The sequence below is a fragment of the Streptomyces sp. NPDC059832 genome (assembly GCF_042731715.1).
In the GTDB taxonomy this organism is placed as follows: domain Bacteria; phylum Actinomycetota; class Actinomycetes; order Streptomycetales; family Streptomycetaceae; genus Streptomyces.
Map to the genome: position 1 here is coordinate 415,156 of NZ_JBHWIY010000006.1, position 10,820 is coordinate 425,975.

Annotated in this window: 10 protein-coding genes; 6 read left to right on the forward strand and 4 right to left on the reverse strand. The window is 71.5% G+C overall.

Translation table 11 applies throughout. The annotated features are described in order from the left end of the window. Positions 1-190 precede the first annotated feature (190 nt). Positions 191-1,231 carry an ABC transporter substrate-binding protein gene (locus ACFV8T_RS14135; RefSeq protein ID WP_385327342.1) on the reverse strand — a complete coding sequence of 347 codons (1,041 nt, stop codon included), beginning with the start codon at positions 1,229-1,231 and terminating at the stop codon, positions 191-193. A 199-nt stretch (positions 1,232-1,430) separates the two neighbouring features. Between ACFV8T_RS14135 and ACFV8T_RS14140 the strand changes: the two genes are divergently transcribed. Next, a complete protein-coding gene (locus ACFV8T_RS14140) occupies positions 1,431-2,726 on the forward strand; it encodes a hypothetical protein (protein ID WP_385327344.1) in 1,296 nt (431 codons plus the stop codon). Positions 2,727-2,852: 126 nt separating this feature from the next. Then, a complete protein-coding gene (locus tag ACFV8T_RS14145; RefSeq protein WP_385327345.1) occupies positions 2,853-3,020 on the forward strand; it encodes a hypothetical protein in 168 nt (55 codons plus the stop codon). 92 nt (positions 3,021-3,112) lie between these two features. On the opposite strand, the gene ACFV8T_RS14150 is transcribed toward ACFV8T_RS14145, so the two are convergent. The 3 genes from ACFV8T_RS14150 to ACFV8T_RS14160 all read right to left on the reverse strand — a co-directional run bounded on the left by ACFV8T_RS14150 (position 3,113) and on the right by ACFV8T_RS14160 (position 6,133). Further along, positions 3,113-4,054 (reverse strand): 3-oxoacyl-ACP reductase, encoded by a 942-nt coding sequence (locus ACFV8T_RS14150; RefSeq protein ID WP_385327346.1) that lies wholly within the window; start codon positions 4,052-4,054, stop codon positions 3,113-3,115. Between the two features lie 39 nt (positions 4,055-4,093). Continuing rightward, positions 4,094-5,170 carry a Zn-dependent alcohol dehydrogenase gene (locus ACFV8T_RS14155; protein ID WP_385327347.1) on the reverse strand — a complete coding sequence of 359 codons (1,077 nt, stop codon included), beginning with the start codon at positions 5,168-5,170 and terminating at the stop codon, positions 4,094-4,096. A gap of 90 nt (positions 5,171-5,260) precedes the next feature. Continuing rightward, the gene (locus ACFV8T_RS14160) at positions 5,261-6,133 is read right to left on the reverse strand and encodes a MaoC/PaaZ C-terminal domain-containing protein (protein ID WP_385327348.1); all 873 of its coding nucleotides are present in this window, start codon (positions 6,131-6,133) and stop codon (positions 5,261-5,263) included. A gap of 305 nt (positions 6,134-6,438) precedes the next feature. Between ACFV8T_RS14160 and ACFV8T_RS14165 the strand changes: the two genes are divergently transcribed. From ACFV8T_RS14165 to ACFV8T_RS14180, 4 genes are all read left to right on the forward strand, one after another. Further along, complete coding sequence (locus ACFV8T_RS14165) at positions 6,439-7,359, forward strand: ABC transporter ATP-binding protein (RefSeq protein WP_385327382.1); 921 nt, start codon at positions 6,439-6,441, stop codon at positions 7,357-7,359. After that, on the forward strand, positions 7,359-8,081 hold the full coding sequence (locus ACFV8T_RS14170; RefSeq protein ID WP_385327349.1) for an ABC transporter permease: 723 nt from the start codon (positions 7,359-7,361) through the stop codon (positions 8,079-8,081). Before ACFV8T_RS14165 ends, ACFV8T_RS14170 begins: the two co-directional genes overlap by 1 nt. Positions 8,082-8,092: 11 nt before the next feature. Next, the gene (locus ACFV8T_RS14175) at positions 8,093-9,322 is read left to right on the forward strand and encodes a sensor histidine kinase (protein ID WP_385327351.1); all 1,230 of its coding nucleotides are present in this window, start codon (positions 8,093-8,095) and stop codon (positions 9,320-9,322) included. Between the two features lie 109 nt (positions 9,323-9,431). Beyond that, on the forward strand, positions 9,432-10,697 hold the full coding sequence (locus tag ACFV8T_RS14180) for a hypothetical protein (protein WP_385327353.1): 1,266 nt from the start codon (positions 9,432-9,434) through the stop codon (positions 10,695-10,697). Positions 10,698-10,820: the final 123 nt, after the last annotated feature.

Sequence of the window (10,820 nt, forward strand, 5' to 3'; positions counted from 1 at the left end):
GGGGGGTGGGGGGGGGGGGGGAGGGGAGGTGGGGAAAGAAAAAGTCCTCCTTCCTTTTTGTTTTTTTGCGGCGGGGGGGGGGGGGTTCCGTCCCCCCCCCCACGCCCTGCTCGGCAATCACCGCTTCACGAGGCCGCCCACGGCCTGCTCTCGATCATCACTTCACGAGGCCGGCCACGGCCTGCGACCGTCACTTCACGAGGTCGGCGCGGAGGTCGTCGAGGACCAGGTTCGCCGCCGTGACACCGAGGCCGAGGTACCAGGTCTCATCGGAGACATTCTTGGCCCGGCCCTCCTTGACGGCCTTGAGGTTCTTCCACAGCGGGTTGGCCTGGGTGGTGTCGCGCTTGGTGGCCTTCACGTCGCCGTAGACACCGGTGAAGATCCAGTCGGCGTCGGCCTCGTCGATCTTCTCCGGGCTGATCTCCGCGGCGAGGTCGTCGATCTGCTGGTTCTTCGGCCGCGGCAGACCGGTGTCTTCGAGGATGGTGCCGATGAAGGAGGCCTTGGCGTAGAGACGGATACGGTCCGGCAGGTAGCGGACCATGGAGATGGTCGGCTTCTTCGGGCCGATGTCCTCGCCGAGCTTCTTCGCCTTGGCCTCATAGGCACCGAGCTCGCTCTTCGCCTTGGCCGTCCTGTCCAGCGCGGCGGCGTTGAGGAGGTAGTTCTCCTTCCAGGTGAAGCCCGGACGGATGGAGAACACGGTCGGCGCGATCTTGGAGAGCGCGTCGTACTTGTCGGCGGCACGCAGCTGGCTGCCGAGGATCAGGTCGGGCTTCAGTCCGGCAATCGCCTCAAGGTTGAGGTTGTTGATCGTGCCGACGTTCTTGGGGTTGCCCGCGTTCTTCTTCAGGTACGAGGGAATCGCCGCGTCGCCCTCGGAGGGGGCGTAGCCCACCGGCTTCACACCCAGCGACACGACGTTGTCGAACTCGCCGACGTCCAGCACCACGACGCGCTTGGGGGCGGACTTGATCTCCGTCTTGCCCATGGCGTGGGTGAGGGTCCGGGGGAACTGGCCGGCCTCGGCGTCCGTCCCGTACTCCGCCGTCTTCTTCGCGGCGTCGCCGAAGTCCTTGCCGCCCGTGGCGACGGCCGCCTTCTTGTCGCCGCCCTCGGACTTGGCCGAGCCGCCCGACCCCCCGTCGTCGCTCCCGCAGGCCGAGAGGGAAAGGGCGGCAGCCACCACCAGGCCGACTGCGGCGGTGCCGCGGCGACGAAGGGACATCACTTGCTCCAGTTGTGAAGAACAGACAGATACTGCTTAGGGCTGCCTAACCTTACTCATTCGCCTCACGCCCAGCACAGTCACCCCCTCCCCCTCAGGCGAATGCGGGCATCGCCACCCTTATGCGTGAAGAGGCGGGTCTCGTGTTGTTCGGCAGGAAGTGCGAAAACTACCTTCGGTTGCCGGAGGTGAGCAGCCCATGACTGTCTGTGCCATCGAGAACAAGACCGTAGGCGCGGCCGGGGCCGCCGAAGACCACGGGGACGCGGCCCTGGAGAACGGCGAGCCGGAGGCTCCCGCTGCGCCGGACGACCCGCCGGACGGAACGAACGGAGCGGGCACGCCCCTCGGGGCAGCCCTCGCCGCGCCCGCGTTCACGATCGCCGCGGACGGTTCGTACGCGGCCCGGCTCGCGCTCGCGGCGGTGCCGGCGGAGGCGTCCGGCGAGGCAGGCGGGGCGTGGTTCGTGGAGCGCTGGACGCTCGACGGGCCCGAGCCGTACGCCGTACCGCTCCCCCTCGACCAGCCGGAGGAACCGGACTCCGAGGTGCTGCCGCTGGCCGACGGGCGGGTACTGATCCGGCGTCGGGTCGCGGACCGGCACGCGGTGTCGCTGCTCTACCCGACCGGCCCCGGTACCGGTGAACTCCCGCTCGGCGCCGTCGAATGCGCGGACCTCACCCTGCTGCCGCCCACGCCGGACGGGATGAGCGCGTACGCGCTGTCGGCCGGCGCGCACTCCACCTCCGTCTGGCTGGTGGCGGGCGGCGCCTTCGGTCCCGAGCCGGTCGCGGAGGTTCCGGGGCGCTGCTCCGGCGGCGTCTGGCTGGACCGGGCGGGCCGGATGCTGGCCCTGGACCGGGAGATGCCGGGCGGGGGCCCGGTCAAGGCGGTCGCCGTGGACCTGGAGCGGGGCGGCGAGGTGACACCGCTGCTGCAGATCGCCCCGGACAGCAACGACCGGCTGCTGCTCGCCGATCCGGACAGCGGGCTGCTGCTGATCCGCTCGGACGCGCCGGGACACGACCGGCTGGGGTGGGGCGTGCTCGGCAGCTGTCTGCCGGTGCGCTTCCCGGAGTGCCTGCGCCCGGCCGATGTGGCGGTGACGCCGTTCGCCGTGCAGCCGGGCCAGATGCTGATGCCGGAGAGCTGCGCGGTGGCGCTGCGGATCGACGGGGCGGCGGGCAGCTGGGTCGGGGTGTGGCGCCCGGCCGGGCGCCGGCTGCATCATCTCGCCGCCCCCGAGGGATGGCAGGCCGGTCGCGGGGTGTGGACCCGGGACGGCGTGCTCGGACTCCCGTACGCGGACCGGAACGTGGCCTGCGGTGTGGCTCTGCTGGAGGCACCGGTGGACGACGAACATGGCACGCGGCCGTCGGCGGAACCCGGCGCGGAAAGCGGTATGCAACCGTCCGCCGCCGCTGCGCCTCTACCCGTGTGCAAGCCGATTCCGCTGGGGCAGGCGCCTCTTACGGGACGCGTGGTGCCTGGTTAAAATCTGGAACCGGGCTACGCAACCGTACCCGGCGGTCGCCGACGGTGACCGCGCCGTGTTGCGGTGGGCGTGATCGGCCCGGTGACACACACGTAAGTAAGCGATCACAACGGGGTGACTTCCCACATGTCTGAAGCCCGAACCGACATGACCCAGACGCGTCCGGAGGACGCGGACGGGGCCGAAGACGGCGGCTACGGAAAGCACCGAGGGGGTGAGTCGATGGACGACACGTCTGCACAGCCGCACGGCCGCCACCGCCGCCCCTCCGAGGGGGACAGCCGGGCGGCCTGACCGCGCGGAACAGCGACGAGGGGCGGTGGGCCCCGGCAGCCGGCCGGCTGCCGGGGCCCACCCGTGTCCGCGGTGGTCCGACCCCCCGTCGGTCAGCCCCGTTTCAGGCCGAGCACCTCCGCCGCGGCGAAGGTCTCGTTCGGCGGGCGGTCCTCGTAGTACGGCGAGATCAGCTCGTCCAGCTCCTCGAAGGAGAAGGTCTCCTTCGAGGAGTCGAACTTCGCCACGACCCTGGGGCGTTCGACGATCGCGACCATCCCGCCGTGCACCACGAGCAGCTGCCCGTTGACCTTGGCGGCGGCCGGGGAGGCCAGATAGCCGACCAGTGGCGCGACGTGCTCGGGTGCGAGCGCGTCGAGCCGGCCGTCCGTCGGCTCCTGGAAGCCCGCGAAGACGTCCTCGGTCATCCGGGTGCGGGCCCGCGGGCAGATGGCGTTGGCGGTGACTCCGTACCTGGCCAGGGCCAGCGCCGTGGAGGTGGTGAGGCCGACGATGCCGCCCTTGGCCGCCGCGTAGTTCGGCTGGCCCGCCGAACCGGCCAGGAACGCCTCCGACGAGGTGTTGACGATCCGGCCGTGGACCGGGCCGCCGGACTCCTTGGAGCGGGTGCGCCAGTGCGCGGCGGCGAAGTGCGTGGTGTTGAAGTGGCCCTTGAGGTGGACCCTGATGACGGAGTCCCACTCGTCCTCGGTCATCGAGAAGATCATCCGGTCGCGCAGGATGCCCGCGTTGTTGACCAGGATGTCGAGCTTTCCGTAGGAGTCGACGGCCAGCTCCACCAGGGCGCGGGCCTGCTCGTGGTCGGAGACGTCGCCGAGGTGCGCGACCGCCCGGCCGCCCGCGGCCCGGATCTCCTCGGCGACCTCCTCGGCGGGCGTCGCGGACGCCTCGCCGGAGCCGTCGCGGCCCGGCTGCCCGTAGTCGTTGACGACCACGGACGCGCCCAGCCCCGCCAGTTCCAGCGCTTCGGCGCGTCCGAGGCCGCGGCCCGCGCCCGTGACGATTGCGGACATGCCGTCCAGGGGAAGTGACATCGGAATCTCTCCAGTCCTCTCGGGAGGGGCGGGCGGTGGTCAGAGCTCGACGCAGGTGCGCAGCGACTCGCCGGTCCGCATCTGGTCGAGTGCGTCGTTGATCCCGTCGAGCCGCACCCGGTGGGTGATCATCGATTCGAGGTCGATCCGCCCGGCCCGCCAGAGCGCGATGGCCCGTTCGTACGAGCGGAGCACATCGCCGCCCCCGTACATGGAGGGCAGGATCCGCTTCTCGTCGAAGAACAGCTCGAACATGTTGACCTGGAAGTTGTCGTCCATCGCGCCCGCGCCGACGATGCACAGGGTGCCGCCGCGCCGGGTGTGGTCGTACGCGGTGCGCGCGGTGGCCGATTTGCCGACGACCTCGAAGACGTAGTCGAAGCCCTCGCCCGCGGTGATCCGCTGCTTGGCGTCGGCGAACTCGTCGGGCGAGACCGCCTCGGTCGCGCCGAACCGCAGCGCCGCCTCGCGCCGGGAGGCGACCGGGTCCACGGCCACGATCTGGGCGGCGCCCTGCACCCTGGCGCCCTGGATGGTGGAGATGCCGACGCCGCCGCAGCCGATCACGGCGACCGACGAACCGGCCTCCACCTGTGCGGTGTTGATGGCCGCGCCGAGTCCGGTGGTCACCCCGCAGCCGATCAGCGCGGCGATCTCGAACGGTACGTCGTCGGGGATCGGCACCGCGCAGCCCGCGCCGACGACGACCTCCTCGGTGAAGGTGCCGGTGCCCGCGAAGCCGAATACATCGCCGCCGGGGCGCTTGAAGTTGGGGGTGCCCGCGTTCATGAAACCGGCCAGGCAGAGCTGACTCTGGCCGCGCCTGCACGACGGACACGCCCCGCAGGCGGGCAGCCAGCAGACCAGTACCCGGTCCCCCGCGCTCAGCCCGGTGACGCCGTCGCCGACGTCCAGGACCTCGCCGGCGCCCTCGTGGCCCGGGATGAACGGGGCGGGCTGCGGCAGCACCCCGCTCATCGCGGAGACATCGGAGTGGCACAGTCCGGTGGCCCTGATGCGAAGCCTGACCTTGCCGGGGCCGAAGCCCACCGCCTCGACGTCGTCGAGGACTTCCAGTTTGTCCTGGCCTATCTCGTGCAGTACGGCTGCGCGCATGGTGCGGCTCCCCTCATGGGCCTGCGGAACGTGGGCCTGCGGAACGTGGGCTGCGGTCCTCTTGGAGTCGGTCCGGGTGCGGGTGCGGGTTCAGGAGTGCTCGACGAAGGTGTCGCCGAGGACCGGGGCGTTGTCCCGCTCCACGGCTCTCACCTCGACCCGCACCTGGTCCTCGGCGGTCCACATCTCGATGCGGAGGGTCTCGCCGGGGAAGACGATCCCGGCGAACCGGGTGCGGTAGGAGCGGATACGGGTCACATCGCCGCCGAGGACCGTATCGGTGACGGCCTTGAGCGTGATGCCGTAGGTGCACAGTCCGTGCAGGATCGGCCGGTCGAAGCCGGCCCGCGCGGCGAACTCCGGGTCGGCGTGCAGCGGGTTCCAGTCCCCGGAGAGGCGGTACAGCAGCGCCTGGTCCGGCCGGACCGGCCGCTCCACGACGTGGTTCGGGGCGATCACGGGATGGGCGGCCCGCCCGGACGGGCCGCGTTCACCGCCGAAGCCGCCCTCGCCCCGGACGTAGATCTGGGCGTCGTTGGTCCACAGCGGGCCCTCCTCGTCGGCGGCCTCGGTGCGCAGCACCAGCACGGCCGCCTTGCCCTTGTCGTACACCGCGGCGACCTTCGAGGTCTGTACGGCGCTGCCCCGCACCGGGATCGGCCGGTGCACCCGCACGCTCTGCCCGCCGTGCAGGACGGCGGCGAGGTCGATGTCGACGCCGGGCGAGGAGAGTCCGCCGACGACACCCGCGCCCGCGCCCGCCACGGTGGCGAAGGAGGGCAGCACATGGAGCCGGGACTCCAGCGTGTAGCGCAGCTCGTGGGGGTCGACGGCGGGGTCGGCACGGCCGGGGTCGGAGCCGGCGCCGATCCCGAGGTGGTAGAGCTGGACATCCTTGTGGTCCCAGCCGATCCGGGTGGAGCGGGGTTCGGCGGCGAGAGCCTTTTCGGCATCAATGGGCATGGGAGAGCTGCTCCTTGATGGTGGGAAGACCTCGGCGCGGCCGTCCGCACCGTCGGCCGCACCGAGGTCGCGCGGGACCGGCCGCGACGCCTGTTCTAGAACGCGTTCTAGCCGATGAATCCATGTATAACGCAGCGCCCAGCAGTTGTGAAGACTGCTGCTGACGCGGCGTCAGATTCGTCCGTGGGCCGGCATCCGGTCATGACATATGTCATGGCGAAGTCCGTACACAGACATCTGCCGGGGACCCCGGCGGCCTCCGTAGCGTCGTGTTCATGATGCAGACAACGGGGAGCGGAGCCGCGGTGGTCCTCACCGGGGCGGTCAAGACCTTCGGCCGGGCGGGGCACGGTGTACGGGCCGTGGACGGGATCGATCTGTCCATCGGCCGCGGCGAGACCGTCGCCCTGCTCGGCCGCAACGGGGCGGGCAAGTCCACCACCATCCGGCTTCTGCTCGGCCTCGACCAGCCGGACTCCGGCACGGTGCGGGTGCTGGGGCGGAGCGCCGAGCACGCGGTGCGGGACGGCCTGGTCGGCGCCATGCTCCAGGACGGGCGGCCCATCCAGCGGGTCACCGTCCGCGAGCTGATCGCCTTCGTCGCCTCCACCTATCCGAAGCCGATGCCGGTGTCCGAGGCGCTCTCCCTGGCGGGCGTGACCGCGTACGCGAACCGGCGCATCGACAAGCTCTCCGGCGGCCAGACCCAGCGCGTCCGCTTCGCCGTCGCGCTGGCCGGCAATCCGGAGCTGATCGTCCTGGACGAGCCGACCGCCGCCCTGGACGTGGAGGCGCGCCGCACGTTCTGGGACTCGATGCGGGCCTATGCCCGGCGCGGCAACACCGTCCTGTTCTCCACCCACTATCTGGAGGAGGCCGACGAGAACGCCGACCGGATCGTCGTCATCGACCGGGGCCGGGTCGTCGCGGACGGCACCGGCGACACGATCCGGGGCTCGGCCGGCAGCAGCCTCGTCTCCTTCGACCTGGCGGGCGGGCCGACCGGGGGCCTGGAGCTGCTGCCCGGCGTGGTCGCCGTCGAGGTGTCCGGGGACCGGGCGCTGCTGCACACCGACGACTCGGACGCCACCGTCAGGGAGCTGGCCCGCCTCGACGCGATCCGCAACCTCCAGGTCTCCCGGGCCACGCTGGAGGACGCGTTCCTCTCCCTCACGTCACCGGCCGCCGCTCCACCCGTAACCGACTCCGAGAGGGAGACCGTCTGATGTTCCGCTACATCGTGCTCGAAATCCGCCGGACCCTGCGCGACGGCTTCTTCCTGATCTTCGGGACCGGGATGCCGGTGATGATGTACCTGCTCTTCACCAACATCGGCGGCGGCAACGACGTCGACGGCTGGAAGACCGCCTCGATGGTCGGCATGGCCGCGTACGGGGCGCTGGGCTCCGCCATGTCGATCGGTACGGGGGTCGCCTCCGACAAGACCCTCGGCTGGCTGGAGCAGTTGCGGGTCACCCCGCTCGCCCCCTCGCAGGCGGTCGTGGGCCGCGCGATCAGCGGTTCGGTGACGGTCCTGCCGACGATCCTGACGGTGCTGCTGGCCGGCGGGCTGCTCAACGGGGTGCGGCTGGACGCCTGGCAGTGGATCGCGCTGGCGCTGCTGCTGTGGATCGGCGCGCTGCCGTTCACCCTGCTCGGCCTCGGCAACGGCTACCGGCTCACCCCGCAGGGCACCGGAGTGGTCAACGTGGCCTGCCTGATGGGCTTCGCGATCGTCGGCGGGCTGTGGTTCCCGCTGGAGCTGCTGCCCGAGTGGCTGCGCTCCATCGGCAGGTTCACCCCGGCCAACCGCTTCGCCGACCTGGGCTGGGCGACCACCGAGGGACACGCGCCCGGCGCCGCCACGATCGCGGTGCTCTGCGGATGGCTCCTGCTGTTCGGTACGTACGCCGTGATCTCGTACCGTCGGTCCGCGAGAACCGTGTGACAGGAGTGGACATGCCCAGGAACCGAACGGGTACGCGTGCGGACGGGCGGCCGGGCCCGTGGAGGCGCCGGCGCAAGGGGGGCGAGGAGCGGCGCCCCGGCCCGCCGGCACCGTACACCCTGCTGCCCTGGCTGCTGATGGGCATGGGCTCCTTCTCCAATCTCTTCCAGGGCGAGGCACCCAATCCCTGGCTCGGCGGTCTCGGGCTGTTCACCTTCAACTCCCTTTACATCTCCGTGGTGTTCCGCGGCTTCGTCAAGGAGAAGCGCGAGAGCCCGGTGTCGTACTGGCTGCTCGCCGCGATGGCCGCCGTCACGCTCGCGCTCGCCATCGGCTACGGCGGGAGCTGGCTGCTGTTCTTCCCGCTGCTCTCGCTGGCCTGCGGCACCATCCTGCGCAACCGGCAGCTGGCGGTCGGCGTGCTCTCGCTCGCCGCGGTCGCCACCTCGGTGGCGGTGTGGCGCGGCAACGGCAGCTCGGACCCGTGGACGATCGGTTACGGCACCTTCATCTCGGGTGCGGTGACCGCCGCGATCCTCACCCTCGCGGAGACCGTGATGGAACTGCGCGCAACCCGGCAGGAACTGGCCCGCACCGCCGTCGAGAAGGAGCGGCTGCGCTTCTCCCGCGATCTGCACGATCTGCTGGGCCACACGCTCTCCGTGATCGTGGTCAAGTCGGAGGCCGCGCGCCGGCTCGCACCGCGCGACATGGACGCGGCGCTCACCCAGGTCGCCGACATCGAGTCCGTCGGCCGTCAGGCCCTCACCGAGATCCGGGAGGCCGTCACCGGCTACCGGGAGGGGAGCCTGGCCACCGAGCTCGACCGGGCCCGGTCCGCGCTGACCGCCGCCGGGATCGAGCCGGTGCTCCGCCGCTCGGGGCCACCGCTCGCCCCGCAGACGGAGGCGCTGCTGGGCTGGGTGGTGCGGGAGGCCGTCACCAACGTCGTACGCCACTCCGACGCGACGACCTGCTCGTTCGTGCTCGAAGGCACCGCCGAACGGGTCCGGCTCACAGTCACCGACGACGGCCGGACCCCGGCCGCACCGCCCTCCCCGGGCATCGGGGGCACCGGGCTGGAGGGCCTCGCCGAACGACTCGCCGCGGCCGGCGGCTCGCTGGAGGCGTGCCGGGGCCCCGAGGCCGGTTTCGTGGTCACGGCGGAACTCCCGGCGGACGTGCCCGGGGAACCGGACGGTGACACGGGTGGGGCCCCGCTCTCCGTCCCGTGCCGGTGACCGGGACGCCGCGGGATCACCGGCCGGCCCGGGTGTCCGGGTCATGACCAGGTAAGGATTGTGGGCCGGGCCTGTCGTCGGAGCCGGGGTCGGCGCATGATCACACCTTGTGAAGGACGACTCGGATGCGATCTGCCCCCGGTGCCACGCGGCGCCGGCGGCATCGGACGACCGCTTCAGCACCTGGTGCGCGGCCTGCGACTGGAACGTCGATCCGGCCGGCCCGGTCGGCATGCGGAAGCGCGAAGCCCGTGAACTGGCCCGCCAGGAACGTCTGTTCGGCCGGACAGCGGTGAACGGCCCGGACACCTCGCCCCCGAGCGCCGCCATGTACGGCGCACTCGCACTGGCCACCGCCGTCAATCTGATCACCGCGGCTCTGGTGGCCACGGGGGCGTGGCTGCTGATCACCGGTACCCGCCCGCAGCAGGTCCTGGGCGCCATCGAGCTCCTGGCCGCCCTGATGCTGTTCCCACGTCCGGGGAAGCCGCCCAAGCACACCGTCGACCGCGCCACCGCACCCGCGCTCCACGCGATCGTCCAGCGGATCGGCGCCGAACTCGGGACCCGGCCACCCGACTTGCTCGCTTTCGACACACGGTACGGGGCCCGCTGGGTGGCCGTCGGACTGCGTCGCCGCCGGGTACTCGTGCTGGGCCTGCCGCTCTGGGAAACCCTCACGACGGATCAGCGCCTCGCCCTGCTCGTCCGCGAACTCGCCCACGCGGCGGACGAAGGACGGCCGCGCGCCCGCTGGGTCCGCTCGGCTCTGGACTCGCTCGCGGGCTGGGAGAGCCTCCTCAGGCCCGATCCCGAGCGACCGGATCAGGCGCTCGGCGTGCGCCACTCCTTCGCGGACGGCCGGCAATCGAGCAACATCGCCCATGTGGGCGAGATGATCGCCCGCCCGCTGCTGGGGCTGCTCGCCCAAGGCGCACACCTGCTCCACGCGCAGCTGCGAAGGCTGAGCTCCCATATCGCCGACCAGACGTACCGGGCGGACCGGACGGCCGCCCGCATCACCACTGCCGCCTCCGCGGAGAGCCTGCTGCAAGCCCTGCTGCTCCAGGAGCCGGCCGTCTTCGCCCTGGAGCGCCTCTCCCGCCGGGGCGACGGCGACCTGTGGGAGATGCTGCGCGCCTACCTCGCGTCGGTGCCGGAGGCCGAGCGAGCGCGCCGGCTTCGCCTTTCAGAGCTTCGGGGCGACGCGTCCGGCAGCGGGCACCCGCCCACCTGCCTGCGCATCCGGTACGTCCGCACCCTCCCCCGCACGGAACCGACCGTTGCGGTGACCGAGGCCGAGGCCCGGACGGTCGACCTGGAACTGGCCCCGACACGGTCGTCGATCGCCAGGGAATGCCGGCAGCGGCCGTAGCGACGCTCCGGGGCACACCGCGCCCTAACTTGATCTTTAACCTCGCGGTCCGAACGAGTCCTCGTACTTGATCACTCAGACTAGTAACTGCCGTACATGCGGGCGGCCTTCGGCTGAGCATGT